Origin of the sequence: Streptomyces sp. NPDC008079, assembly GCF_042957385.1 — a bacterium.
Classification (GTDB): Bacteria; Actinomycetota; Actinomycetes; order Streptomycetales; family Streptomycetaceae; genus Actinacidiphila.
On the sequence record NZ_JBIBIC010000004.1, the window covers coordinates 318,334 to 344,962 of the forward strand.

At 72.1% G+C, this 26,629-nt stretch carries 20 protein-coding genes; 5 read left to right on the forward strand and 15 right to left on the reverse strand.

Features of this window, described 5'->3' with window-relative positions; translation table 11 throughout:
* Positions 1-10: 10 nt before the first annotated feature.
* Complete coding sequence (locus tag ACFZAM_RS12880; protein WP_391045357.1) at positions 11-868, reverse strand: LysR substrate-binding domain-containing protein; 858 nt, start codon at positions 866-868, stop codon at positions 11-13.
* Between the two features lie 18 nt (positions 869-886).
* On the opposite strand from ACFZAM_RS12880, the gene ACFZAM_RS12885 reads away from it, so the two are divergent.
* The gene (locus tag ACFZAM_RS12885) at positions 887-1,255 is read left to right on the forward strand and encodes a hypothetical protein (protein ID WP_355345586.1); all 369 of its coding nucleotides are present in this window, start codon (positions 887-889) and stop codon (positions 1,253-1,255) included.
* 20 nt (positions 1,256-1,275) lie between these two features.
* Here the strand turns inward: ACFZAM_RS12885 and ACFZAM_RS12890 are convergent, their stop codons facing one another.
* The 6 genes from ACFZAM_RS12890 to ACFZAM_RS12915 form a co-directional block, all read right to left on the reverse strand.
* The gene (locus tag ACFZAM_RS12890) at positions 1,276-1,668 is read right to left on the reverse strand and encodes a hypothetical protein (protein WP_391045360.1); all 393 of its coding nucleotides are present in this window, start codon (positions 1,666-1,668) and stop codon (positions 1,276-1,278) included.
* 3 nt (positions 1,669-1,671) lie between these two features.
* Complete coding sequence (locus tag ACFZAM_RS12895; RefSeq protein WP_391045362.1) at positions 1,672-8,115, reverse strand: RHS repeat-associated core domain-containing protein; 6,444 nt, start codon at positions 8,113-8,115, stop codon at positions 1,672-1,674.
* Positions 8,116-8,287: 172 nt separating this feature from the next.
* Positions 8,288-12,682: a LamG-like jellyroll fold domain-containing protein gene (locus ACFZAM_RS12900; RefSeq protein WP_391045365.1), complete on the reverse strand. Its 4,395-nt coding sequence runs from the start codon at positions 12,680-12,682 to the stop codon at positions 8,288-8,290.
* Positions 12,683-13,103: 421 nt separating this feature from the next.
* Positions 13,104-14,147 carry a substrate-binding domain-containing protein gene (locus tag ACFZAM_RS12905; protein ID WP_391045368.1) on the reverse strand — a complete coding sequence of 348 codons (1,044 nt, stop codon included), beginning with the start codon at positions 14,145-14,147 and terminating at the stop codon, positions 13,104-13,106.
* Positions 14,144-14,422 (reverse strand): hypothetical protein, encoded by a 279-nt coding sequence (locus ACFZAM_RS12910; protein WP_391045371.1) that lies wholly within the window; start codon positions 14,420-14,422, stop codon positions 14,144-14,146. The genes ACFZAM_RS12905 and ACFZAM_RS12910 overlap by 4 nt, the downstream gene beginning before the upstream one ends.
* 239 nt (positions 14,423-14,661) lie before the next feature.
* Positions 14,662-15,639 (reverse strand): acetylxylan esterase, encoded by a 978-nt coding sequence (locus ACFZAM_RS12915; protein ID WP_391045373.1) that lies wholly within the window; start codon positions 15,637-15,639, stop codon positions 14,662-14,664.
* Positions 15,640-15,996: 357 nt separating this feature from the next.
* Between ACFZAM_RS12915 and ACFZAM_RS12920 the strand changes: the two genes are divergently transcribed.
* A complete protein-coding gene (locus tag ACFZAM_RS12920) occupies positions 15,997-16,275 on the forward strand; it encodes a YciI family protein (protein WP_391045375.1) in 279 nt (92 codons plus the stop codon).
* 235 nt (positions 16,276-16,510) lie between these two features.
* Here the strand turns inward: ACFZAM_RS12920 and gap are convergent, their stop codons facing one another.
* The 5 genes from gap to ACFZAM_RS12945 form a co-directional block, all read right to left on the reverse strand.
* On the reverse strand, positions 16,511-17,509 hold the full coding sequence (gap, locus tag ACFZAM_RS12925; protein WP_391045378.1) for a type I glyceraldehyde-3-phosphate dehydrogenase: 999 nt from the start codon (positions 17,507-17,509) through the stop codon (positions 16,511-16,513).
* A gap of 260 nt (positions 17,510-17,769) precedes the next feature.
* A complete protein-coding gene (locus tag ACFZAM_RS12930; protein WP_391045381.1) occupies positions 17,770-18,717 on the reverse strand; it encodes a DJ-1/PfpI family protein in 948 nt (315 codons plus the stop codon).
* 238 nt (positions 18,718-18,955) lie between these two features.
* Positions 18,956-19,915 (reverse strand): nitronate monooxygenase, encoded by a 960-nt coding sequence (locus ACFZAM_RS12935; RefSeq protein ID WP_355345615.1) that lies wholly within the window; start codon positions 19,913-19,915, stop codon positions 18,956-18,958.
* A gap of 45 nt (positions 19,916-19,960) precedes the next feature.
* Entirely contained in the window at positions 19,961-20,176 is a 216-nt protein-coding gene (locus ACFZAM_RS12940; protein ID WP_391045383.1) for a hypothetical protein, read from the reverse strand.
* Between the two features lie 240 nt (positions 20,177-20,416).
* Positions 20,417-20,773: a hypothetical protein gene (locus ACFZAM_RS12945; protein WP_391045386.1), complete on the reverse strand. Its 357-nt coding sequence runs from the start codon at positions 20,771-20,773 to the stop codon at positions 20,417-20,419.
* Positions 20,774-20,998: 225 nt separating this feature from the next.
* Between ACFZAM_RS12945 and ACFZAM_RS12950 the strand changes: the two genes are divergently transcribed.
* The gene (locus ACFZAM_RS12950) at positions 20,999-21,634 is read left to right on the forward strand and encodes a TetR family transcriptional regulator (RefSeq protein WP_355345621.1); all 636 of its coding nucleotides are present in this window, start codon (positions 20,999-21,001) and stop codon (positions 21,632-21,634) included.
* Positions 21,635-21,753: 119 nt separating this feature from the next.
* A complete protein-coding gene (locus tag ACFZAM_RS12955) occupies positions 21,754-23,472 on the forward strand; it encodes an FAD-dependent monooxygenase (RefSeq protein WP_391045390.1) in 1,719 nt (572 codons plus the stop codon).
* On the opposite strand, the gene ACFZAM_RS12960 is transcribed toward ACFZAM_RS12955, so the two are convergent.
* Entirely contained in the window at positions 23,469-23,687 is a 219-nt protein-coding gene (locus ACFZAM_RS12960) for a hypothetical protein (protein WP_391045393.1), read from the reverse strand. The genes ACFZAM_RS12955 and ACFZAM_RS12960 overlap by 4 nt on opposite strands.
* 130 nt (positions 23,688-23,817) lie before the next feature.
* Here ACFZAM_RS12960 and ACFZAM_RS12965 point away from each other — a divergent pair, with 130 nt between their 5' ends.
* Positions 23,818-24,057, forward strand: a complete 240-nt coding sequence (locus ACFZAM_RS12965) for a DUF6191 domain-containing protein (protein WP_391045396.1) — start codon at positions 23,818-23,820, stop codon at positions 24,055-24,057.
* Positions 24,058-24,111: 54 nt separating this feature from the next.
* Here ACFZAM_RS12965 and ACFZAM_RS12970 read toward each other — a convergent pair whose 3' ends face one another.
* Together ACFZAM_RS12970 and ACFZAM_RS12975 are read right to left on the reverse strand one after the other, a co-directional pair.
* Positions 24,112-24,804, reverse strand: a complete 693-nt coding sequence (locus ACFZAM_RS12970) for a hypothetical protein (protein WP_391045399.1) — start codon at positions 24,802-24,804, stop codon at positions 24,112-24,114.
* Complete coding sequence (locus ACFZAM_RS12975; protein WP_391045402.1) at positions 24,801-26,516, reverse strand: PHP domain-containing protein; 1,716 nt, start codon at positions 26,514-26,516, stop codon at positions 24,801-24,803. Before ACFZAM_RS12975 ends, ACFZAM_RS12970 begins: the two co-directional genes overlap by 4 nt.
* Between the last annotated feature and the right edge of the window lie 113 nt (positions 26,517-26,629).

A 26,629-nucleotide genomic window follows, 5' to 3' on the forward strand; every position in this document is an offset into this window, starting at 1 on the left:
CGCGCTACGCCTACGCCCTGCCCGCCGCTGCCACTGCCGCCCGTACGAACGAGGCGACAAGCGCCCGGTCGTCGCTTCGCGACCACGCCACGACCAGCCGGCTCGTGGGCGCGTCGGTCACCGGCACGCACACCAGACCCGGATGCGCCGGCTCGGCGAGCGACCGCGGCAGCACCGCGATCATCCGCCCCAGCACGATCATCTGGACCATCTGCGGCACGTCCGCGACCTCCGGCCCGCTCCCGTCGTCGGGCACACCCGCCCAGCCCACGCCCTGCCAGCTCGGCAGCGTCTCGCCGTCCAGATCCGCGAGCCGCAGCTGCGCACGCCCGGCCAGCCGGTGGTCACGCGGCAGGATCGCCACCCGCCCCTCCACGAACAGCGTCTCGGACGCGAGCCCGGTCAGGTCGTCGAACGGCGCGTACAGCAGCGCCACATCGGCCCTGCCGTCCCGCAGGTGGTCGGCCCGGTCGGTGGCGCCGCCGAACAGCACGTCCACCCGGCGCGCGTCCGGCCGTTCCGCGTACGCGGCGAGGATCCCGGACAGCAGATTGGCATCGCCGCCAGGCTTGATCACCAGCCGCAGCTGGGCCCGCGCGTCACCGGCCCGGCGCGCGCTCTCGGCCGCCGCGCCGACCGCGTTGAGCGCGTGGCGGCCGTGGTGCAGCAGCGCCTCCCCCGCCGGGGTGAGCGCCACATGGCGGCTCGTACGGGTCAGGAGCAGGACACCGAGGCGCGACTCGACCCGCCGGATCGCCTTCGACAGCGCGGGCTGCGCGATGGACAGGCGCTCGGCGGCGCGGCCGAAGTGCAGTTCCTCGGCGACCGCGACGAAGTACTCCAGCTCGCGCGTCTCCAGGTCACTCATGCCCTCAGGTTATCGCCGATGATCCAGAAGGTCTTGGACGTGGCGGCCGGGCGGCGGTTCCATGGACCCATGATCAGCCACACGATGATTGTCTCGTTCGAACCGTCGATCCCGGACGCGGACCTGGATCAATACCTCAAGGACATCGAAAGCCTGATGGTGGGCTCCGGGCACGTGCGTACCTTCTCCGCCCGGCGCCACATCCGTGTTCCCGCGGACGACCACAGCCCGGTGTTCACCGCCACCGCGATCGTCCACATCGGCGTCGCCGACCTCGACGCGCTCAACGCGGCCTTCGCCATTCCCGGCACCGAGGAACTCATCAGCCGCTGGCAGGCCCGCTACCCGTACCAGGTCGTCTGGGCCAACCACGAGCCGCTGGCCTGACCGACCGGGCGGGCGCGTGCTCAGTGCGCGCGCTTCCGCCGCACCCACGCCACGACGAAGCCGACGGCGGGCAGGGGCAGGGCCAGGACCGCGAAGAGCGCGGCCAGCACGAGGACGATCGCCGCCTTGCCCGCCGGGCCCTCGTCACTGGCGCCGACGATCCGGACCGCGCAGGAAGCCGCCGCCCCGGCCACCGCGAGCGCGGCCACGGCGACGGCCTCCCGCCGGACACCCAGGCGTCCGAGCAGGACGCCCAGCGGGATGCCCAGGACGCCGACTGCGGCGAAGGCGGCCAGCAGGGTGACCACCGTGGGGTCGACGGGCGAGGCCGCCCTCGACGCCCATGGAGTCGCCACCGCGGCGGCGATCCATGGGGCCGAGGACAGCCAGGCCCTACGCGTCGTGCGTGTCATCCGTTATTTGTTCTCCATGGCGTTCCGCAGATTGCGGGCCTGCTGCTGCCACTGCTGCTTGGCGGCGCCCATCTTGACCCCGGCCCACGCGAACCAGTTCGAGCCCGTCGTGTACGCCTTCTGCGTCAGGTACACGCCGTCCTTCCGGGACGAGATCGAGAACTTGATCTGCGAACCGGCGTCGTCGAAGTATCCCTTGTTGGTCACCGTGAAGGTGAAGGAGGTCTTGTCCTTGAAGGACACCTTCACCTTGCCGGGTCCGCCCGCGATCCGGCCGAGGCCGTGCGCGATCGAGTCGCCCGGGTGCAGCGTGCACATCGCGCCCTGGGTGAAGGCGTCGCAGCCGGTCACCTTGAACGGGAACATCTCCTTCGGGTGCGCCTTGAAGTAGGCCATGATCTCCTCGGGTGTGCCGAGGCTGTTGGGCCCGATCAGCTCGGACATCGTGTATTTGTAGCTCGGGTGCGGCGAGAAGGCGACGGACTTCTCCTGCGCGTGCGCGGCCGCGTACGTGTCCCGCTCGGGCTCCGGCGCGTTGCCGCCGTACAGGTCCTTGATCAGGTCCTGCCACCGGTGCTCCCTCGGCGAGGAGATGCCGAGGGTGCCGCACAGGTCGTCGCAGTGGCGTCGCGCGTAGGAGACCTTGCGCTGCGTCTTGAGGCTGACGTACGGGTTCTGGTTGACCTTGCTGCTGCTGCACTCGGTGTGCACGCAGTCACCGGTCTGGGTCGCCCACGCGCTGCAGTCCTTGCCGCAGGCGTTGCCGTGCTCGTCACAGCCCTCGTGACCGTTGCGGCAGGTGTACAGGCCCGTCGGGTCGCTCTGGGAGACGGGGTCGTTGCCCGCGTACGCGTAGCCGTTGAGCGACTGCGGGTCGCTGGTGTCGAGGTCGGCGTCGACCGAGGTGAAGCGGCCGGTCGACGGGTCGTAGTCGCGGGCGCCGAGGTGGGTCAGGCCGGTGCCCGGGTCGTTGACGCCGCCGACGAAGCCCTTGTCCCCCGACCAGGCGGTCGGCGCCGTGCCGCGTGGTTCCCCGAAGGGGGTGGTACGGCGCTGCTGCATGGTCAGGTCGGCGCCGTTGATCTGGAGTTGGCTGGTGCCCTGGCTGTCGGCGATCAGGAACGACACCTTGTTGTCGTCGGTGCGCATCGCCTGGTTGCCGTCGCCGAGGTCGTAGTAGCGGGTGGCGCGCGGTGTGGTCGACCCCTTGGCGAGGGCGACCTCGGTGCCGCCGAGGTAGAGCGTGCTGCCGCTGTCGGTACGGACCACCAGCCGGTTGCCGTCGGCGTCGTAGACGTACGAGGTGGTCTTCGTACTGCCGTTGCCGTCGACCGCGGTCACCTGGGTCAGGTGGCCCTCGGTGTCCCACACCTGGGTCTGCTTGGCGGCGCCGACCGTGCTGGTCTGGGTGCCGCCGATCGCGTCGTACGTGTAGGACTTCAGCGTGCTGCCGCCGGGGCCCGTGGTCCGCGTCTGGCTGAGCGTGTGCGGCTGGGGGCCGGTCGGGGCGGGGTAGGAGTAGTCGCGGACGGTGTCCTGTGCGGTGGCGCCGGTGGCGGAGTGGTCCGTCTCCTTGGTGCGGTCGCCCGCCTTGTCGTAGCCGAAGGACTGCCAGTACGCGGCCGGGCCGCCGAGTGCCGCGGCGCTCGGGGTGGCCGCGCAGCCCGCCGAGCCCTGCGCCCACGCCTCGGTCAGCCGGCCCAGGTAGTCGTACTGGAAGCACTGGGCGTCGGTGCCGTCGCGGGAGACGTCGGTGAGCGAGGTGATGTCACCGGCCGGGTCGTAGCCGTACGTGGCGGACTTGTCGGTGCCCGGCACGTCCTGCCGGTCGACGCGGGAGTTGGACAGCCGCTGGGTGCCCCACTGGTAGGTGTTGGTGACCTGGGTCATCTTCTGCCCGGCCGCCTGGAAGGTGTACTGGAGCGCCTGGCCGGTGTAGCTGTACGTGGTGTTGGTCGTGTACGTGGCGCCGCCGGAGCCGGACACCGTGCTGGGCCGCAGCACCTCGTCGTAGGTCGGGGTGACCGCTTCCGCGGGCAGGCTGCCCGCCGCGGGGTAGCCGACGGACTGCGTGGTGCCGTCCGCGTTGTACTGCACGTTGCCCTGGTAGGAACCGGCGAGCGCGCCTTCGGCCGCCGGGATCGTGGTCGTCGTGCGGTGGGCGCGGTACAGGTTGTCGTACAGCGAGTAGGCCACGGTGTACGCGGAGCCCGTGGCGCCGCCGACGTAGCGGGCGGCCGAGGCGATCTGGCCCTTGAAACCGGCCGGGTCCCACACGTGCTTGGTCAGCAGCGGGCCGGTCGCGTCGCCGTCGTGGGTCTCGGTCTCCCGGCCGAGCCCGTCGTAGAGGTGGGTGACGCTCTTGCCGCGCTGGTCGGTGCTGGAGACCAGTTGGCCGCGGTCGTCGTAGCCGGAGTCGGTCGTGCCCTTGTCGGGGTCGATCGCCTTGGTCTGGTTGCCGCGCTGGTCGTAGCGGTACTCCCAGACGGTGCCCGACGCGTCGGTGACCTTGGAGAGCTTGCCCGCCGGGGTGTAGTCGTAGAGCGTCTTGTCGTACGGGCCCGTGGGTGTCGCGGCCTGGTACTGGTCCAGCTCACGGACGTTGCCGCCCGCGTCCACGACCGTGGTGGTCGGTGTGCCGCCCTTCGGCGGGGTGACCGTGGTGCGGTCGCCGCCGTAGGCCGTGGTGGTGGTCGCGAGGACCTGGCCGCCGTCGCCGTTGCCCGCGATCTGCTGGCTGCGCACGACCCGGCCGAGACCGTCGTAGGTGTTCCACGTCTGCGTCTCGACCGACAGCGCGTCGTCCACCTTGTACAGCACGGTGGAGGGCGCCTTCGCCGCGTAGTACGAGGCGAAGGTCTTCGCGGGCAGGCCGCGTTCGTCGTAGAAGGTGTCGGAGACCAGCATGCCGCCCTTGGGCCCTGGCGTCTGGGCCTGACGGACCCTCAGGAAGCCGTCGTACAGCGCGTACGCGGTCTGCGTGCCGGTGCCCGCGAGGCTCGTGGTGGCCACCACCGGGGGCTTGCCGTCGGCCAGTGTGTACGTGAAGGCGGAGTTGGGCGTCTGGTTGTTGGCCTTGGAGCGGTCGGGCAGCCAGATCCTCAGCTTGCGGCCCAGCGCGTCGTATGTGGTGTCGGTGCGCTTGCCGTTGGTGTCGACGGCCGTGACAGGCAGCCCGCGTACGGGGTCCAGGGTCGTGGTGGTGGTCTGCGCGGTGCTCGCGTCTCCCGCGGTGGCCGGCGGTGTGGTGACCGTCGTCGTGGTCGGGAAGCCGGTCGCCGGGGCGTAGACCGTGGTAGTGACGCGGCCGTCGGTGCGGTCGGTGCGCTGGGGCGCGCCGGTCACGGTCGCGGTGACGTTGCCGCTCAGATCGGTGGCCGAGACGGCGCGGCCGTAGGAGTCGTAGGCCGCGGCGGACTCCAAGTAGGTGGCGGTGGTGCCGTTGTGGGACTTCAGGCTCGCCACGTGCGTGGCGTCACCCGCGGTCGGCGCGGCTCCGTAGGCGTGGCCGTCGTAGGCGGTGCGGATGTCGGACAGGACGTCCTTGGTGTAGTCGGGGGTCGCCGAGCAGGGCACCGCGACCGTGAGAATCCGCGAGGGGTTGTCCAGGATCCAGTCGGTGCCGTTGTCGACGTAGGTGGTGGTGGCGCACCGGTCGTCGGCGGCGGTGGAGATGTCACCGTGGTCGTCGGTGGTCAGGACGCGGCCCGCGGTGTTGTCGAAGGTGCGGGTGACGTCGGTGATCCGCCACGACGAACCGGCGCCGTTGTCCAGGGAGGTCCAGGCGCGGGTCTCCGCGGTGCCGGTCAGATTCGCGGCGATGGTGCCCCAACTGCGGGTGACCGAGGCCGTTTCGTGGTGCCAGGGGGTGCTGACGGTCTTGTCCAGCACCTTGCCGTCGGGCCCGGAGTAGTGCTCGGTCTTGTACTCGACGCCCGCCAGCGAGTCGTGGTCGGTGATGGTGCCGCCGTTGTCGTCGGAGACGGTCACGGTGCGCTTGCCGCCGGTCGTCTTGTCGGCGTCCATGCCGCGCAGGTAGTAGTGGTCGGTCCGCGAGCTCATGCCGACCGGGTCCTGGCCGCCGGTCTCGACCTGGACGTGGGCGTAACCGCGCCAGGTGGACCAGGACTTGTACTTCTCCTTGGTGATGCCGTCGTCGGAGTCGTAGTGCCAGGCGGCCCCGCCGAGGTAGTCGTACCTGGTGACCTCGTCGGGCGAGGAGGCGGTGCGGTCGGACTGGATGACCTGCTTCACCACGTACTTGTTGAACCACTGGCGCGACGGGTCCTCGTCGCCCTCCTTGGTGAAGGACTGCGGGAAGCAGAGCGTGGTGTTGGTGTCGGGGGTGGGCAGGTGCGCGGCGTCGCAGGCCGCGGTGGAGTAGGTGATGTCGGTCTGTCCGCCGGTCTCGTCGTCGATGGTCGAGACGCGTTCCTTGATGAACGGCGAGGTGTTGTCACCGGGGATGTCCAGCCGGTTGGTGCGCTGGTCGTACCCGAAGGTGATCTTCGGCATGGTCAGGTCGGGCGCGCCCTCGGGGGTGTCGGCGTTGCCCGTGTGCTCGATCGACGCCAGCTCCAACTGGTAGTCGATGTCGGCCATGCCCCACTGGTGGCCCAGCTTCCACGTGTCGACCGGGGTGTACTTCCCGGCCGAGGTGAGCACCTGCGAGGTGACCGCGGTCAGGCGCTCGCGGGTCCAGAAGGACGGGCCGAAGGAGTGGCAGTCGCCGGTCGACTTGCAGTTGAGGTCCCACGGCGTGTCGTACCAGGGGGAGGCGGCGTTGTCGATCTTCGAGGCGTCGCAGGCGCCAGCCGTGGCGGACAGGCACCTCTCCCCGCTGGTGAAGGCGACCTGCGCGAGGGCCTTGGCCGAGTACATCGCGGTGGACTTCAAGCCGTAGTCGATGTGGTCCAGGTAGCCGCCGCGGACGTAGGTCGTCGGGCTGGCGGCGGTCCTGGCGCGGCCGTAGTAGTTGGTCTCCTTGGTGTAGTAGTACGCGATGGCGTTGCCGTGCGGGTCGACGGAGTAGTCGAGATTCCACCGCCAGCCCTGCTGGCACCAGGAGTTGGCGAAGGTGGAGGCGTGGCACGGCTCGTCGGTGTTGTTGCCGAAGACCGGCACGGTCCACGTGGAGTCGGTGGTCGCCTTGCCGCTCGCCCAGCCGGGCAGCCGGTTGTAGCCGAAGTAGTACTGGCTGCCGTCGGTGAGCGTCAGCCGCCAGTACTCGTCGTTGCGCGCGCCGTTGGAGCGCACGTCGGTGGAGGTGCCGTAGACCCGGTCGACCTTCGTGCCGTCGTCGCCCTTGATACGGAAGGAGTTGGTGCCGGTGGCGACCAACTGGCCGGAGTGGCCGTCGAAGGAGATCGACGCGTTGTCGTACGCCCAGCACAGGTCCTCGTACTTCTTGCCCGAGGAGTCCTTGGCGCCTTCGTCGCCGCAGGACTTGTAGCTGCGCTCGATGTAGCCGGGCGACAGGTCGAAGCCGTCACCGGCCCAGGACGCCTGGTTGTTGGTGCTGCTGGTGCGGCCGTCGACGCTGCCGGAGTCGTAGGACAGGCCGACCTTCGGGGTGAAGCTGCCCGGCACGTCGGGGGCGGGCATGTCGTAGGACCAGGTGAAGGAGCCGGTGTTGGGCCCGACGTTCCAGTTCGAGGACGGGGACAGCGAGGTGGCGGTGTAGTCGCCGTGGTCGCTCGACGTGCCCGCGGTGGCCGCGAGGACCGTCGCGGCGCCGGGCGCGCCCGAGGACGCCAGGGTCAGCGCGTCGGCGGTCAGCGTGTGCGCTGCCGCGTCGTTCGTGGCGCGGACCGGGGTCCGCGTGGTGCAGGCGGGCTTGTCGGGGGTGGTCAGCGCGCACGCGGGCAGTGTGACCAGGCGCAGCCGGGCCGCGTAGGCACCGCCGTACGCCTGGGCGTACGCGCTGTCGTCCACGCGGACGCCGACCGTTCCGCCCTCGGCGTCCGCCCGCGGTGCGACGGTGAACAGGAGGCCGTCCACGCCCGCGGCCCGCGTGGTCTTCCGGTCCAGGACGCGTACGGTCGCGGCGCCGGTCAACGGCGGGGCCGTCGCCTTGGCCGCGCCGCGGGCCGTGGCGGATGTCGCCGCCGCCGGCACGGTGAGGGTCACCGGGAGCTTTCCGGCGCGCACCGCCGTGGGCTCGGCGTGCGCGGCGGGCAGCGTCACCGTGGCGGTTCCGGGCGCGGCCCAGGATTTCTCCGCGGCCCGGTCGTCGGCCCGGTGCGGCAGGCCGTCCTCGGCGCGGGGCGCCGTCGTGGTGCTGGAGTGTCCGGCCACGGGCACGCCCGGGGACGGTGTTCTCGGCATGTCGTCGGCCTGGGCCGCCGGTAGCGCGGCCACTTGCAGCAGGCCCGCCACCAGCGCTCCGCAGGCGAGCAGCGCGGCCTTGCCGCGCGCGCCGCCCGTTGATGTCCGTCTGTCGCTCACGCTTGTCCCGTCCCCATCCCTCACCGTGTGCGCCCCCGTCTTCCGACGTCGGCAGCACGAACCGCCGCCGGGCTCCGCCCGTGCGCACGTGTCTGATCTGTCACTTCGTCGAATGCCACGCGTCCGGGGCGGCGCGCGATGACCCGCGCGCCGCCCCGGTGGTGCTACCGGGTCAGGGCCCGGCGGTGGTGTCGAGATCCACTCCGCTGGCGAGCGCCGCGATCTGGGTGTCGGTCGCGACTCCGCCGAAGGCCCACACGTCGTCGATCACACCGGGCCAGTACTCGCCCCAGGTGGACGTGCCGGTCTTGAGGCGGCCCAGTTGCAGGCCCTTGGCCGCGTCGAACGGCAGCACCGAGGAGTTCCACGACACCGACTCCTTGCACGCCGGGTCGTCGGGGTTGCCGTCGTCGTCACCGTCGGAGCAGAGCGACTGCTGCATCTGGCCGTTGATGTACAACCGCATCTGACCGGCCATCAGGTCGTAGACCACGGCGATGTGATCCCACGCGCCGTTGTCCTGGAAGCTGGTGTCGGAGGCGGTCGAGACGACGGCGCCGGTGCCGTCCGCGTTGGACGTCTGCAACTGCCAGGCGCCCGCGTGGGCCGGGTCGGCGGAGTCGGGTACGTAACGCACCGCGAAACCACTGGTGTTCGTACCGGCCATGCTCAGCACCGTCACCGGTTTCGTCGGCCGCGCCGCGGTGGAGACCCACGCGCCCACCGTGAAGCTGCTGTTGGTGTGGATCGGTGACGTGGTGGTCGACGCGTAGCCGGTGGCCGTGCCGTTGAGCACCAACGACCCGGTGCCGACAATGCTGTTGGCGCCCGTGGCATCGATCTGCGCGCCGCCGCCGAGGGTCAGCGGGTGCTGGTCGGCCGCGGTGGTCAGCGAGTCGGGCGAGACCTGGGGAGTGCCGGACGCGCTGTCCAGCTTCCAACGCCCCTCGACCACGAGCTGGTTGTGGTACATCGACTCGGCTTCCGGCGCCGACAGGGCCCGGTCGTAGAACCGCACGTCATCGATCTGACCGGGGAAGAAGCTGCTCGGTGCGCCGTCGTACGACCCGGCGCCGATCTGGACGGGTCCCTTGCCGTAGAAGGGCGCGGCGAATTTCGTCGTGGCCACCCACAGGCCGTTGACGTACAGCCGCATGTCGTCGGTGTTCGCGTCGTACGAGCCGAGGAGGTGGGTCCAGACACCGGCCGGTGAATGGGTGGTGTCACCCTGGGCGGCCCGCACGATCGTGGCGCTGTCGGAGTCGGCGGTGTAGGCGTCGAAGGACCACCCGTAGGTCGCGGAGTAGTACAGCTCGAAGCCCGGCCGGTAGGTGCCGGTCTGGGTGGCGATGATCGCCGCGTGGTCGGGTTTGGCGGACAGTTTCGCCCAGCCGACCACGGAGAAGCTGCGCTGGTTGTTGACCTGCGGGGAGCGGGTGGACGCGTAGCCGCTGGTGCCGTCGAGGGTCAGCGACTTGTCCTGCGCGCCCGCGCTTCCCGCGGTGACCCCGCCGTGCAGGACCGCGGGGTCCACGTCGGCCTGGCCGTGCACCACCGTGGTGGGGTTGCCGTCGTCCTGCGCGGCCGGTTCGTCCAGCGGGAAGACCGCGCTGGCCGGGCGGCCGGCCCCGAGCTGCTCCCCCTTGTACAGGTGCGCCACGTCGGCGGCCACCAGGGGCTTGTCGTAGATCCGGACGTCGTCGACCGTGCCGGGGAAGAAGCTCCCCGGGGAGCCGGAGTAGCTCCCCGCGCCGATCTGGAGACCGCGCCGCGCGTCCCACGCGGTGGTGTAGCTCGTGGTCCCCATCAGGGTCCCGTTGACGTACAGCGACAGCGTGTGGGCCGTCCCGTCGTACGTGCCGAGCAGGTGGTACCACTGTCCGGCCGTGACGCCGCCCGCCGTGGCGGACATCGCGCGGACCGGGGTGGCGGTGGCCGAGTCGGAGCTGTACTGGTTGAACACCCACCGGTCGTAGCCCTGTGAGTAGTACAGCTCGAAGCCCGGCGCGTTGTTGCCCGGCTGCGCGGCGACGACCGCCGCGGCGGTCGGCATCTGGTCGAGCTTCACCCAGGCGGCGACCGTCATGCCCTGGTCGGTGTGGACGGCCGGGATGTCGGACTGGAGGTAGGAGTCGGTGCCGTTGAAGTCGACGGCGGTGCCGGACTTGCCGGGCGCGCCGAGGGTCGGCGAGCCGACCACGTTCAGGGTGCGGTCACCGGCGGAACCGGCCGCCTGAGTGGCACCCGCGTCGTCGTCGAGTTGCCACTGGGCGCGGGCGGGCTGGCCCTCCTTGACCCGGAACTCGTACACCTCCGGCTCACTGCCGTTGCCCGCGCTGTCGAATGCCTGCACGTTCAGGAAGTTGGTGCCCGCGCGGGTCGGCCGGAAGGTCACCGACTTCGCCGCGCCGCCCGAGGTGGCCACGGTGTGGGCCGTGTCGCACACCGCGTCGGCGTTGACGCCGTAGCAGTACTTCACGACGTCGGTGGAGGCCGAGCGGAAGGTGAAGTCGCCGTCCCGGCCGACACCGTCGTACGTCGGGTCGTTCGGGTTGTTGTCGTCGACGGCCGGGTAGTCGCCCGAGGTGATCACGGGGCCCGCCGGCACGGTGGTGTCGTACACCCAGTAGCAGTTGGTCGCGGAACCCGCGGACGACCACGGGGAGTAGCTGTAGTACTTGCCCTGGTCGTAGTCGACCGCGCGGGCCTGCCAGGCGATCGTCTTGTTCTTCGGGACCGTCTTGCCGCCGAGCGTCGCGGTGAGCTTCGTGGAGAAGGTCGAGCCGGACTTCTTCGGGCCGATCTTCGCCGAAGTCCACTGCGTGACCAGGCCCTTGCCGTCACCGGCGTCCCACGCGACGGAGAACTGCACGCTCACCTGGTCGCCGTCGGGGTCGGTGACATCGCTCGCGCTGATCGTCGGCAGGGTGCGGATCCGCACCGACGTGGACGGGCTGTGGCAGGAGGCGCCGGGGCTCATCGACAGGTGGGACATGGGGATCTGCTTGGGCGGCTGGTTGTAGTGGACCCGCAGATACGCCTTGTTGGTGAAGCGCTTCCAGCCGTACGGGTCGGACTCGTTGGCCTTCAGACCGAAGGTGGTGGTCCCGGAGTTGTGGGCCGCCGCGTACTTCACGCCGGTGGTGGCGTTGAACTCGACGTCGGAGGCCGCGCAGCCGGAGCTGCCGTGCGCCTCGGTCTGGGTGTCGATGTGGTCGAGCCAGTGATCGGCGGAGGAGTTCCAGGTCGTGCCCTTGGTGAAGCCGCTCGTGCGCCACAGCTCGATCGGCTTGGCGGTGCACGACGCGGACCACGTCTCGTGCGCGATGAAGGTGGCGTCCAGGATCGTCTTGCCCGCGAACTTCGACGTCGGGAAGGAGTAGAAGAGCCGCTTGACGTCCCTGGGCGCGCAGTAGGTCCAGTCGCAGTCGCCCACACCCGCGTCGTCGTCGCCGTTGAAGCGGTACTGCGGGCTGGAGGCCCAGTAGCGCGAGACCATCGTCCAGTCCCCCGCCCTGGGGGTGTACGTCTGCGGGTCGATGTACAGCGGGAACGAGGTGTCCGCGCCGGTCAGCAGCGCGTGGTCGGGCGTCAGCGTCAGCGAGCCGGACGCGTCGGAGGTGTCGACGGCGACGGCGATCGGCGCCATCTGGGAGGTACCGGTCGGGCCCTGCGCCGGGTCCTCCGGGCTGCCGTCCTCGGCGGTCGCGGCCTTCGCGCCCTTGGCGGCGCTGGTGGCCCTGGCGCTCGTGGTTCCGGCCGCCGGGGTGTTCGTCCCCTGCATGCCGGAGTCCCACATGATCGGCTGCGGCGCCGCAAAGACCTCGCCGCCGGTCGTGGTGTCGGTGGCGGTCAGACCGCCGTCGGCGGTGCGCGCCACGTCGAGGCCGTCGGTCACCACCCCGAAGGTGAGCTGCGTGAGCGCCGGATTCCGCGCCGCCGCGGCGGTGTTGACCACCAGCAGCTCGTGGAAACCGTCGGTGTCCGCGCGCACCCGGAGGTCGACGTCAGGCAGGACGTTCTTGTACGTGGCGGTGTCGCCGTCGAGCGTCGGCGCGGGCAGCGCCGACGGCCAGGTGTACGACAGTTTCCGCCCGGCCCTGTCCAGGGTCACCAGCGGTGCGGAGCCGCCGCCCGACAGCTCCATGCCGACCGACGCGACCGCGGGTGCGACGCCGCCGTCGGGCCGCCGCACCAGAGTGTTGTCGATCGTCTTCCACTCGCCGCCGACGCGGGCCCGGACCGGACGCAGGTGCTGGTCCGTCTCCAGGCTGCCGTCCGGCAGCGCGTACGTCTCGTTGGACTCCGTCCGCAGCGACGTGATCTCCACGCTCTGCCCGGCCTCGGCCGCCTCGGCGACCGCCGCGTCCTGCGTGAGCGCCGTGCGGTGCGACGCACCGGTGTCGGCCTTCACCGGCTTCGAGGACTGTGCCGCCTTCGACATCGATGTCGATGTCGGCTCCGCGCCCGGAGTCGGTGCCGCGGCGACCGCGATCGCCGCCGCGGGACCCACCGCGACGACCAGAGCGGACGCGAGCGTCACTATCAGCCCACGAGACGCACGCACACGTCTGACCCCACCCAAATCCATAATCCCCCCATGAGACGCGCCGCCTTGTAGGCGTCTGTTAACAGTGCGCGAACAATCGAGAACCGTAGATCAACACCTTCACGACAGCAACACACTTCTCTCGAATATTCGCCCGCCCCCAGCGTTTCGTGACGTTCCGTCAATGTCCGTCGAATATTTCGCGTAGGCGCAGGTAGCGGACGGATGCCCGCGTCTGTGTGAATTCCGCTTAGCCGCTGGTGAGAGCCGCTGCCCGGCTTTGTCCTGCCGTGCTCGCACAACGGCCCTATGCGCCGTCTCGGCGTTATCGGCACCGTCGGTGAGCGCCGCGACGCGGCCCGGACAGACGGCGGGCGGCGGACGTGCGGACGGTCGGACGGTCCGACAGGCGGGTGTTCGGACGGGCGGTCGGTGACGGTCAGTGACGGGGAGGAGCGAGGGTGGTGCCGGCGGCGATCGAGCAGGGGACGAGGAGGCTGTCGGCGCGGCGGCCGGGGTCGTCGAGCATCGCGATGAGCTGGTCCACGGCGGTCCGGCCGATCTCGACGCGCGGGATCTCCAGCGACACCCACCGGCCTTCCGGCTGCTCGGGCGCGCCTTCGAGCACGGCGACGGACAGGTCGTCCGGCACCCGCAGGCCGCGCTCGGCCAGCTTCGTCCGCAGCGTCTCGGCGAGCCGTACGCTCTCGGCGACGACGGCCGTCTCGGGTCCCGTGACCAGGTGGTCGAGCCACGCGTCGGACAGGCCGGTCTCGCCGCGGAAGCCGGGTGACCCGTCGGTGAGGCCGAGTTCGCGGACGGCCCGCGCGTAGCCCTCCCGGCGGTCGGTGTACGGCTCCATCTCCAGGGGCTCGCGCAGATAGCCGATGCTGCGGTGCCCGAGCGCGGCGAGCTTCTCCACGATGCCCGCCGCCGCGGTCTCGTAGTCGGGGATGACGCACGGGATCTCGGCGCCGGGCACCTCGCGGCGGCCGATGTGGATGAACGGGTAGCCCTCGTACCAGAGCCTGGCCAGTTCGCCGCGGTCGGTGGACACGCCGAGGAGCACGCTGCCGTCGGCCAGGCCCAGCCGGTTGGTGCCGTCCCGGTAGATGTTGCGGCGGCCTCCGTCGCCGCTGCCGGTGGAGGTGAACAGCACCAGGTCGTAGCCGGTCTCCTCCGCCCGTTCCTCGATGCCCTGGAGGAATTCGAAGTAGAAGTCCTCGCGGGCGTGCGGGAAGACGGCCTCGAAGGTGTGCACCCCGAGGAGGTTGGTGCGCTTGTTGCGCATCGCGCGGGCGGCCGGGTTGGCGACGTACCCCAGTTCCCTGACCGCGTCGAAGACCCGCTTGCGGGTCTCCTCGGGGATCCGGGCGCGGACGGCGTCGCCGCTGATCACTCGGGAGACCGCCGACTGGGACACCCCGGCGAGACGGGCCACGTCGGCCTGGTTGGGGGCGCGGTCGCGGCGGCGGGCGGTCACGGTGTGCTCTCCTGTCGCAGGGGGCTGTCCTTGTGCGTCACCGGCTCGCGCCGGGCCGGGCCGGTCTCCTGGCGGCGGTGCTCGGTTGCCGCGTGCGCTGTCCCGGCGGGTCCGCCCGCCCGGCCCGGTCCGGAGCCGGTTCGCGCGGGCGCGGCATGGCGTTCCAGGGGGCGACGGGGGCGGAAGGCGCGGCGGGCACGACGGGGGTGGCAGGCGCGGCAGGCGCGGCACAGCGGCTTCAGCGAGCCGAGCGGGTCCGGGAAGATGAGCTGCACGTCAGCATGGTAGGCGCGGGCCGCCCGTCCGGTGCCGCGCATCGGCGGGATCCCGCCGCGGGCGGTCCGCCGGAAGCGGGCTCGACACGTCGGCCTCGCTGCTCGGCTGTCCGTCGAGCGTCAGGGCCCGGCGGCCTTCCGGTGTCCCGGCCGGTCTTGATACGGAGAGCGCGTCAGCACCGCGTGCGGGACGTTTCCGCGAGCACATGGTCCGTGGCCGTCCCGGCGACCGCCGGCCGTTATCGCGGGTCGGCCTCCGCCAGGAACTCCCGCTGTGCTGCCCGCAGTCGGGCGTCCTCCTCGGCGGCGGCCGGGTACTCGACATGGCCCGCCGTCAGGACGAACAGCTCCTTCGGGCCGCCCAGGGCGTTGTGCACGGCGAATTGTCCGGGCGGCGGCACCGCGGGGTCGAACAGGGCCGCGCCGACGTGGACGGGGACGCGGACGCGGGTGGCGGCGACGGCCGCGTCGAAGTAGCCGAGCACTTCGGTGACTTCGGGGTGCCGGGCGTAGTGGGCGCGGACCGCCTCGCCGCTGCCCGTGCAGGGCAGGGTCAGCCGCAGCGGATGGTTGCCGAAGCTGGGCACGGTCAGCAGCCCGTGGTGGAAACGGTCGTCCCAGGGCAGCGCCAGGGCGCCGATCCCGCCGCCGAAACTGCCTCCCACCAGGGCGAGTTGGCGCGCCGCTCCCGGTACCAGAGCGAGCAGCGCGGAGGCCGCGCACCAGGTGTCGGCGACGCATCCGCCGTGCACGTAGGTCTCGCGCGAGGCGATGCCGTGCACGACGTGTTCGGCCGCGGTCGCCGGAATCTCCGGGTCGAGGCTGCGCGTGGCCATTCCGCGGGCGCACGGCCAGATCGCGGCGGTGCCGGGCGGGGGCAGCGTCACATCGACGGCGTCCCTGCCGCCGTAGCCGTGCAGGACGACCATGCCGTGCGTGACGTGTCCGTCGGCGGGCAGCGTCAGCCAGCCGCCCACGCGGAAGCCGCCGACCGAGGTGTACGACACCGCGTGGACGCGTACGCCGTCCCGCTCCTCCTCCAGCGCTCCCACCCGCGGCGCGGTGTCCACCGCCAGCGCCTTGGCGTACGCGCCCTGCCAGAAGTCGCCGAAGTCGGCGGGCGCCTCCGGGGTGCCGACCTGGAGCAGCCGGTCCAGGTCGTATCCGTACGTCGGGTCGAACGGGAAGTCGTGGGTCTCGATGGCCTCGGCCGTCACGGGTGCGGATTCCTCTCGTCGGTCGTTCCGCCCGGCGCCGGAAGGCCCGGCGGGGGCGGCGAATGCGCTGTCGGCGGCCGGACGAGCCGTGGCCGCTTCTCGATCCTCTCGATCGCGCCGCGTCCGGGTCGAATCCGGCGGCGGCCGCCGTTCACCGTCCCGGCCCGCCGGTGAGGCCCGGTACGGTTGCCGACGGCCATGCTAGCGAGTGGCGTTCTCGCAGGTCACGGCCGGGGCCTGCGTTCCGGTGCGCGCGTGCCGCGCCCACTGCGCCGCCGGTCCCGGCAGGCTGGCTCGCCACGCCCGCGGCATCACGTGATCCGGATCCGGCCACTCCCGAAACCTACCCTCGGAGGCATGCTGACTGTCGAACTCGCCTTCACCGCCACCTCCGAACGCCTCGCGGCCCGCCCCGCGCACCGCGCGATCCTCCAGCGCCTCCATGACGAGGGCCGCCTCGTCGCCGCGGGTCCCTGGGCGGACGACACGGGCGCGCTTCTCGTCTTCTCCGCCGACCGCGACGAACTGGACCGGATCATGGCCGCGGACGCGTACTACCGGACGCCCGGAGTCACCGTGACCGCCGTCCACGAGTGGGCTCCGGTGGTCGGGCGGGACCGTCTGACCGACGGCTGATCCGGTGCCTCGGAGGTGGACCATGACCGTCTTGGTCTCGGTGCAGGCGCCGAGAACACTCCCCCATGGAGAACGAGTCGGCCCACGGCCGGTTCGTCGGCCGTGGGCCTCGATCGCCTCGGCGACCTGAAGCAGGATCGCGCCGCGTGGCCACCGCGAGGACTGACGATCAGTCAACTCACCGGTGCAGTAAGCGACTTACGCCGAGCGGCGGCGGCCTGCGGCTGGGTGTCGGTCAGGAGCGGGCGAGGAGTTCGAGGGTGTCGATGACGCGGTTGGAGAAGCCCCATTCGTTGTCGTACCAGGCGACGACCTTGACGTGCTTGCCGTCGACGCGGGTGAGGGCGGAGTCGAAGATCGACGAGGCGGGGCGGCCGGTGATGTCGCTGGAGACCAGGGGCTTGTCGGTGTATTCGAGGACGCCCTTGAGGGGGCCGTCGGCGGCGGCGCGGTAGGCGGCGAGCACCTCGTCGCGGGTGACCTCGCGCGCGACGGTGGTGTTCAGCTCCACGATCGAGCCGACCGGGACCGGGACACGGATGGAGTCGCCGGACAGCTTCCCGTCGAGGTTGGGCAGTACGCGGCCGATGGCCTTGGCGGCGCCGGTCGTGGTGGGGACGATGTTGACCCCGGCGGCGCGGGCGCGGCGCAGGTCGCGGTGCGGGCCGTCCTGGAGGTTCTGCTCCTGGGTGTAGGCGTGCACGGTGGTCATGAAGCCGTGCTCGATACCGGCCAGGTCGTCCAGGACGGCGGCGAGCGGGGCCAGCGCGTTGGTGGTGCACGAGGCGTTCGAGACGATCATATGCGAGGCGGGGTCGTAGTCGTCGGTGTTGACGCCGTACGCGAGCGTCACGTCGGCGCCGTCCGAGGGGGCGCTGACCAGGACACGCTTGGCACCGGCGCGGATGTGGGCGCGGGCGGCGTCCGCCGAGGTGAAGCGGCCGGTGGACTCCAGCACGATCTCGACGCCCAGCTCGGCCCACGGCAGCTTCTCGGGCTCGCGCTCGGCGAGCACCTTGATGCGGCGGCCGTCGACCACCAGGTCGGTCCCGTCGACCTCGACGGAGGCGTCGAGGCGGCCGAGCGTGCTGTCGAACTCGAGCAGGTGGGCCAGCGCCTCGGGCGCGGTCAGGTCGTTGACGGCGACCACTTCGAGGTCGGTGTCGCGGGCGAGCAGGGCGCGGAGGGTGTTGCGGCCGATACGGCCGAATCCGTTGACGGCGATGCGGGTCATGAGAAGGGCTCCTTTCGTTACGTCTTCCATGGTCGGCAACCGCGCGCCGAGCCGACAGTGGCCCGAATGACAGCGCCCGCAAGGATCTCGCCAGCCCGGTCGTGACACCGCGAGCGGTCCGCCATCGACCCGCCGTCGACTCGCCTCAGGTCCAGCGGCTCCGTACCGCTTCAGCCCTCACGGCTCCGGCCAGGAAAGACTCAGGCCGGGAAGCACCAGCCCGGAAAGCTCCGATCCGGAAAGGCTCGGACCGAGACCCCTCAGGCCGAGAACGTGTGCCGGTACTCCGTCGGCGACGTGCCGAGAATCCGCTGGAAGTGCAGGCGCAGGTTGGCGCCCGTGCCGAGCCCGACCCGGTCGGCGATCTGCTCCACGCCCAGGTCGGTGCGTTCCAGCAGTTCACGGGCCAGGTCCACGCGCGCCCGCAGCACCCACTGCATCGGCGTGTACCCGGTGTCCTGCACGAACCGCCGCGAGAAGGTCCGCGCCGAGACCCGCGCGTGGCGGGCCAGCTCCTCCAGCGTCAGCGGCTCCGCGAGGTGCGCCAGCACCCACTCCCGCGTGCTCGCGAAGACGTCGCCGAGCGGTTCCGGCACGCTCCGGGGCACGTACTGCGCCTGTCCCCCGCTGCGGTACGGCGCCGCGACCAGCCGTCTCGCCACGTGGTTGGAGAGTCCCACTCCGTGGTCACGCCGCACCAAGTGCAGGCACATGTCGATACCGGAGGCCGCGCCCGCCGAGGTGAGCACGTCGCCCTCGTCCACGAACAGCACGTTCTCGTCCACCCGCACCAGCGGATGCCGGGTGGCCAATGCCTTCGTGTAGTGCCAGTGCGTCGTCGCCCGCTTCCCGTCGAGCAGGCCGGTCGCCGCCAGCGCGAAGGCCCCCGTCGAGATCGCGGCGAGGCGCGTACCCCGCCCGTGGGCCGCCGTGAGCGCGCTGACGACCGCCGCCGGGGGCTCCGTGGTCGCGGGCTCGCGGTAGCCGGGGATGAAGATGGTGTCGGCGTGCTCGACCGCGTCGAGCCCCTCGGCCACGTGGTACGAGAGGCCGTCACCGCCGGTCACGAGTCCTGGCGCGGCCCCGCACACCCGCACCTCGTACGGCATGCTCGGCCGGTTCGAGAACACCTGCGCGGGGATGCCGACATCGAGCGGCTTCGCACCCTCCAGTACGAGCACGGCGACGCGGTGCCGCTTCCGGCTCATCAGCTCTCCTCCGGTCGCTCCGGTGACTGCGGTGACTGCGTGACTGCTGCGGTGACTCCGCGCGCCTCGCGGCCGGACACGGGTACCCGCCGGGGCGCCGGTGGCCGCGATGGCACCTACCGCAAGCATCCTGCCACCCGGCGGCGTGCGCCTGTCGCCGCCCGCTCCCGTACGGGCGGCGTACACCTGTCCTCGCCCGCTCCCGCACGGGCGGACGTCGGCCCGCGTGACGGCGAGGTCAGCGCCGTACGGCCCGCGCCAGCGCCTCCTCCGCCTGAACGGCCAGTACGGCGACCAGGTCGGCGGCCTGCGGGACGTTGTGGACGAGGTCGACGGCCTCCCCCGCCCACACCGGGAGCGAGGGCACCGCGCCGCGCGCCACATCGGCCTGGTACTCCTGCCGCGCCTGCGGGTCGGCGGCCAGCTCCGCCTCCCGGCCGCGCCAGCGGTCCAGGTAGGGGTGGCCGAGCGTACGAGCGGTGTACGCCGTCGGCCACCGGGAGCCGCGGGCGATGTCCAGGACGCTGTTGCGCTCGGTGTCCTCCCCGCTCCCGCCGACGATCGCCTCGACGGCCGAGGGCTCGGCCCCGGCCTCGGCCGTCGCCTGGAAGCGGGTTCCGATGAGCGCACCGGCCGCGCCCAGCGCCAGCGCGGCGGCCACGCCGCGGCCGTCGCCGATCCCACCGGCCGCGAGCACCGGCACCGGAGCCGCGAGGTCGACCACGACCGGCACGAAGGGCAGCGTGGACCTGCCGTGGCGCGCGCCGTGTCCGCCGCTCTCGGTGCCCTGGGCCACGATGACGTCGGCCCCGACGTCCAGCGCCCGCCGGGCCTCCTCCAGGTCGGTGACCTGCACGATCAGCGGCACGCCCGCCGCACGGACGCGTGCCGCCAAGGGCGCCGGGTCCCCGAAGGACAGCATCACCGCGGCGGGACCGTACTCCAGTGCCTGCTCGACGGCGCCGGCCTCGGCCGCCCAGCTCAGGAACCCGACTCCCCACGGCCTGCCGCACTCGGCCGCCACGGGCAGCTCGCGGGCCAGCCACTCCCGGTCGCCGCTGCCGCCGCCGAGCAGTCCGAGGCCGCCGCCGCGCGACACGGCCGCCGCCAGCGCGCCACCGGCGGAACCGCCCATCGGTGCCAGCGCGATCGGGTGCCGCACACCGAACATCTCCGTGAACGCCGTCGCCAAAGTCATGCGCTCCATCATGGCCCCGGACGGGTCCGTGACGCGTGATCCCCTTCAGCGCGGCGGGAGTTGATCGTAGGTCCTGAACGTGTAGTACGCGCTCAGCCGCATCGCGTTGCCGGTGGCGGCGGGAAGTCCGAGGCGGTTGTCGACGAGGCGGCCGAGGGGGCCGCAGCCGGTGGCGCCGGGGACCGTGAAGGCGGTGCCGTAGGCGTCGAACGCGATGACCGGCGGGTCCTGCGAGACGACGCGGGAGCCGCCAGAGCGCACCAGCCGCAGCTCGACCGGGCTGTCGCCGCCGCCGATGACGCAGCCGTGCGGCAGCAGGGGGCTGAGGGCGCGGAAGCGCAGGGTGAACAGGCCCAGACGGTCGCCGACGGAGAAGAAGTCGGACCGGCCGCCGTACTCCGGTCGCAGGGACAGCCGGAGCAGCGGGTCGCGGTCGGCGCCTGGGATGCCGGTGAGGCCGCCGGGGACGCGGTCGGGGGCGCTGCGCAGGGCGCCCCAGACCTAGCCGTCGGCGCCGTCGGGCAGCGGGCCCTCGGCGTGTGTGAGCGTCATCGGCGCCAGCTCGGGGATCGTCCGGCTGCCGAGCGTCAACGACCCGGTGGCGGTGAGGACTTCGCACTTCCAGAGCGTGGCGTCGACACCGGCGGGGAGGGCCGGGCAGTCGCTGAAGTCGGACGAGTACGGGGGCGGGGCGGGCGCGTCGGTGGCCGCGGACGAGGCTGCGGACAGGGTTGCGGGGTCGGCTGCGGGGTCGGCGCTCGCGGTGCCCGTGACCGTGGCGGCCAGGGCGGCGGCGAGGGCCAGGCCCACGGCTCCGCGGCGGACGGTCGAGCGGCGCGTGTCGGTGGTGGATCGCATGGCTGTCAGCCTGCCGTCGCGCACGGCGGTGCGGCCTTGGGGATGCCCCTTGCCGTACCCCGAAGGGCCCCTGACGTGGTGTCAGGGAGGTGACCCTCAGGTGCGCCCCCGAGAGCGGGAGGCACCGACGCGAGCCGCCCCCGGAACCGTCGCCGACCATCTTTCAATAAACTTGCCGATCCGGCAATCTTGCCATCACGGCAATATTTATCTACCGTCGTAGCCATGACACAGGACGAAGACGCCGCCCGCCTCGGCCTGCGGGAGCGCAAGAAGCGGGAGACGCGTGTCGCGCTGAGCCAGGCCACGATCCGGCTGTGCGTCCAGCGCGGCTGGGACGACGTCACCGTGGAGGACATCGCCGCCGCGGCGAACGTGTCCGTGCGCACCTTCCGCAACTACTTCTCCGGCAAGGCCGAGGCCATCGCCGCCAGCCACCTGGAGCGGATGCGACGCGTCGCCGACGAACTGCGCGCGCGACCGGCCGACGAGCCGCTGTGGGAGTCGGTGGCACATGCCGTGGAGGGCCAGTTCGCGCCGAAGGGCGGTCCTGAGCAGGGCTCGTCCGAGGACCGGCGGCGCTGGACGGACGGCGTGCGGCTGATGCTCGCGGAACCGGCCCTGCACGGCGAGATCGTCAAGGCGAACGCCGCCGCGCAGGAGGAGCTGGCCAGGGCCGTCGCCGAGCGAACCGGCACCGACGTCGCCCGCGATGTGTATCCCAAGCTGGTCGCCGCGGTGGTCGGCGCGGGCAGCGCCGTGGCCGTCGAGCACTCCCTGACCGCGGATCCGCCCGTGTCGCTCGCCGCGGTCCTGCGCGAGACGTTCGACGGGATCGTCGCGGGCCTGCCCGCTCCCTGATCCGCCCGCGCCGTACGTGAGTTGACCCGGTCGGCCGCCGGGTCGCTCCGGCCTGCCCTCGTACGGCGCTCCCCCTTTCCCTTCTTCCGTTCACGCAACGAGTCACTGAGGAGGACCAGTTGGTCACCACGGATGTCGTCATCGTCGGAGGCGGCCCGAACGGGCTGATGCTGGCATGCGAGTTGGCCCTGGCCGGGGTACGGCCGACCGTGCTGGAGAGCCTGTCGGCGCCGAGCGAGGAGCCCAAGGCGAACGGACTGGTCGGCCAGGTCGTACGGCTGGTCGACCGGCGGGGGCTGTACGAGGACCTGAGCGGGACGCCGGGGCCGCCGCGTCCGAACTCCGCCTCCTTCATGTTCGCCGCCCTGCCGCTGGACCTGAGCCTGCTCCCGGACAGCCCGGTGTACGGCATCGCGGCGCCGCAGCGGCACATCGTCGAGATCCTGGAGAAGCGGGCCGGTGAACTCGGCGTGGAGATCCGGCGCGGCCACCGGCTGACCGCCCTGGCGCAGGAATCACAGGACCCGCCCGCCCCGCACGAGGCGTCGGACCCTGACGCTGGCGCAGCGGGCGACGCCGTCACCGTGGACGTCACGGGACCGGACGGCGCGTACCGGCTGCGCGCCCGTTACGTCGTCGGCGCGGACGGCGCGCACAGCGTCACCCGCAAGCTGTCGGGCATCGGCTTCCCCGGCGTGAGTGACGACCGCAGGACCAACCGGTCGGCGCACGCGACCGTCCCCGCTGATTGGGTCCACCCCGCGACCGGTGCCCTGAATGTGCCCGGTTACGGCACCGTCCGGCCGTTCCTGCCGCTCCGTACCGAGCACGGCGGATTCTCGTACGCGCCCTTCCCCGGCCGCCCGGCGCTGATCAGCACCACGGAGTGGGACCAGCCGGAGACCGGGACGCCGATGAGCCTCGAAGAACTGGGCGCGAGCGTCCGGCGTGTGCTGGGCGCCGATCTGCCGCTGAGCCCGCCGACCGGCGAAGGGCCGTACGTCCTGCGGCGGTTGACCGGCGGCAACACGCGGGTGGCCGAGCGCTTCCGGGACCGGCGGGTGTTCCTCGTCGGCGACGCCGCCCACATCTACACGGCGGGCGGCGGCCCCGGCCTGAACCTCGGCCTCCAGGACGCGGTCAACCTCGGCTGGAAACTGGCCGCCGCGATCCACGGCACCGCGCCGGCCCACCTCCTCGACAGTTACGACGCCGAGCGGCGCGGGGCCGCCGACCGTATGGTCGTCTACGCCCAGGCGCAGGCCGCGTTGACCGCTCCCGGCGACGACGTCACGGCGCTGCGTCAGCTCTTCACCGAACTGCTCGCGCAGCCCGCGACCGTCCAGCACCTCGCCGACCTCACGGCGGGCACCGACGTCCGCTACGACATGGGCGGTCCCGAACCGCACGCGCTGGTGGGGCGGTTCGCGCCCGATCTGGACCTCCCCGCCCCGGACGGCACGGTCTCGGTGGCCGAACTGGCCGGATCGGCGCGGCCGTTGCTGCTCGACCTGACCGACGACGCGTCGGCCGCGGCGGCGCTCGGCCCGTGGAGCGACCGCGTCAGCGTCGTCACGGCGCACGTGCCGTCCCGGTCACCGCAGCCGCCGTCGCGGCCGGACGACGCTGCCGCCCCGACCGCCCTGCTGATTCGTCCCGACTCCTACGTGGCCTGGGCGTCGTCCGACCCGCGTCCCGGCGCGGCGGCCCTGGACGCGCTCCGGTCGGCCGCGCGGCACTGGTTCGGCGCCGGGGACGCGGCCGGGGATCAGGCCCGGGGCCGGGCCGGGCGTCCGGCCTGGGATCAGGCCGGGAATCGGACCGGGGACGCCGTCTAGCAGGCCAGCATCTTCTGGATGGCCTGGCGGCTCACGCCCAGCTCGCGGGCGATGTCGGACTGCGAAACGCCCTGTCCGATGAGCTCCTGCATCAGGTCGCGCCGCTCGACGGCGAACTGTCGGGCCAGGCGAGTGTGGTGGATGGCCTGGGCGCGCACTTCCTTGATGCGGGCGAAGGTCGGCTCGTGCATCGAGAGGTCTTTCCTGTCTGTCATGCCCCCCAGAGTGACAACGAGGGGTTGTCATGTCAACCCCTCGTTGTCAAAGGCGGCCCTCACTCGTTCGGGGGACGCTCGGCGTAGCCTGAAGTGGTGCCGTGTCGAGCCGAGCCGAGAAGGAGCCGCGATGTTCAACTTCATGGATGAGCTCTTCGCGCCCGGCCGCAAGCACACCGAGGACGAGCGCAACCGCCTGGAGCTGTCCCGCGACGACGAGGGCAGCAGCGATCCGGCGCGCGGGGCGATAGACCTCGACTCCGGCTCGGTGGTCATCCGTCCGGCCCACGCCGATGCCCACGTCACCGAGGCGGCCCCGTCGGAGCCCGCCCCCGCCGGGGAACCGGCCGTGGACGCGGACGAGGAGTGAGGCGTCGGCACGCCTCATCCGCAGCTCCCGAGCGATCCGCGCGCCACGGCGGGTCTACGGGTGGTCGGCGCAGCAGGGAGTCGGGTTCGGCACCTCGAAGGGGGCCAGCGTGCCACCGGGCGCGGGGGTCAGGTCCAGCACGAGCCGTCCGTCGCGCCACCGCGGGCGTACGTGGTCGCGGGTCCGCACGGGGATGTGCGGATCGGGCCCGTCGCCGTCCGTCGCGGGCGGCGCGCCGACCAGGACGACCTGGTCGATCGCGGTACGTGCGAGCAGGTCCGCGAGCGTGACGGTGCCGGTCAGGGCGTCGGCGCCCGGATAGAGCACCGCCCGGCCGCCGCTCCCGCGGGCGTGTTCCGCCGCCGCCGCGGTCGCGGAGCGCGCCTCCTCGGCCGGGCCGTGCGTAGCAGGGCCGAGTGCGGCGCCCGCACCGTCGAGTCCAGCGCTGGCGAGTCCCGCACCGTCGAGCCCCGCCCCGCCCGGTCCCGCCGTGTCCTCGGGCGAGAGCCGGGCCAGCAGCCGGTCCCATGCCTCCGTCGCGGCCTCGGCGTCGGGCAGCGCGAAGGAGACGGCCGTACGCGGGCGGGCGGTGGCGCGTACGAGGTGGGTGCAGGCGACGGTGGCGGCCGGGAGGTCGAGCACGTCGGCGAGGTGCCGGATGAGGTGGTCGGCCTCGCGCAGATTCACCGACCCGGCGGCCACACCGATGACGGTGTGGCCGCCGGGTCCTTCGTGCGGGGTCGTCATGCGGGCAGGACCCACATCGGGTTGGAGTAGAACCACAGGTCCTTCCAGGGGTCGGCGTCGCCGATCACGTCCATGGCGGGGCCGACCGGGTCGACGGATGCGCCGTTGACGCCGACGGCGGTACGGTTGCCGTCGGTGCCGCGCAGGCGGACGTACACCGGCTTGTCGACCCGGCCCAGGGAGTAGGTCAGGCGGACCGTGCCGGTCGACTTGTCGACCTCGAAGGACTTCACGACCTTGGTGTTCGGCGCGGCGAGGGTGTCCTTGTCCCGCGCGGTGCCGGTCACCTGGCCCTGGATGACGTCGACGCGGGCGAGCTTGGGGACGAACTGGGACCAGTTCGGGCCGCCCGCCAGGGCGACGGTGACGACCAGGTCGACCTTGCTGCCACGGCGCACGTGCAGGACGCCGCCGAGGGTGACCGACCGGCTGCCGTCGCCGAGCCGCGCGTCGAGGCCGCTGATCAGGCCGCCGTGGTCGACCCAGACGCGTCCGGCGCGGATGCCGTCCATGACGGCCGCGTAGGAGAAGCCGGCGGAGCCGACGTGGGTGCGGCTGTACTGGCCGGGCCAGAAGTCGGTGTCGGTGAGGTTGAGCGCGCCGCCGTAGACCGGGTCGTCGTACTTGCCGTTGGCGTTGAAGTCGCCGTTCGGGCCGCGCACCGAATTGTCGGCGTAGACGTTGTGCGAGTCGGAGTTGGCGGTGATCCACCAGGGCTTGCCCTCGGCGAGGAGGCTGTCCCACAGGCCGCCGACGGTGGAGGTCATCCAGTCGAAGCCGCCCCAGGTGCGGTAGCTCTCCAGCGGGTAGCCCGGGAAGGAGTCGGCGCTGGGGCTGTTGTCGTAGATGCCGCGCCCGGACCCCGCGCCCTGCGGGGCGGGCAGGCCGCCCGCCTGGTGGCCGGGGGCTCCCTCCATGCCGACGGCGATCCCCGGCTGGGCGTCACGCCAGGCGCGGATCTCGTGCGGGGAGTCGATGCCCTTGCGCGCCGGGTGGTTGGCCAGGAACAGCACGTCCTGGACCTTGCGCCGCCTGACCTGGTCGGCGAGGAAGTTCAGGCCGGAGATGGCCAGCGCCTCGTTGGCGGGCGTGCTGGCGCTCGCGCCCTTCACCGAACCGTCGAAGGAGTTCTCGAACTCCTTGAGGACCGCGACCTCGTTGCGGCCGGGGTGGACGAAGACGGTGCCGTGCTCGGCGGCCGGGATGTTCCACTCAAGACCCTGGAAGACCAGGGTGTCGGAGACCTTCGCGCGGGCCGCGACGATGTCCGGATTGACCTTCTCCACACCGATCTTGGCGTGCTGCTCACTGCCGTGGTCGGTGATGACCATCCAGTCGAGGCCGTGCGCGTTGGCCTGCCGTACGTGGTCGATCACGCGGTACTTGGCGTCGCTGCTGTACTGGGTGTGGATGTGGTGGTCACCCGCCAGCCACAGCAGGCCGCCGGGGTGCGAACCGCCGTGGCCCGCCTGACCGCCGGAGGAGTGCGCCGCCGCCTGGCCCGCTCCGGCCAGGACGCTCCCGGCCGCGAGTCCCGCGCCCAGCAGGCCCGTTCGGCGCAGCATGGAGCGCCGCGAGAGCTGACTGGGCGTCAACTCCTCGTCCGGTACCGAGGTGTCGAGGGCGGGAGGCAGCGAACCGCCGTCGGTGTGACCGCCGTGCGCGTGATCGTGGGGCCCGTGCTGGTGACCGTGGCTGTGGCCGTGGCTCATATTCAGCTCCCGCTGACGACAGGATGTACGCGTAGGACGCGGCGAGTCTGGGCAGCGCGGGTGAACGGCGGGAGGCACCGTGGGGTGGCAAAGGCGAAGTAAAGCGTAAGCAA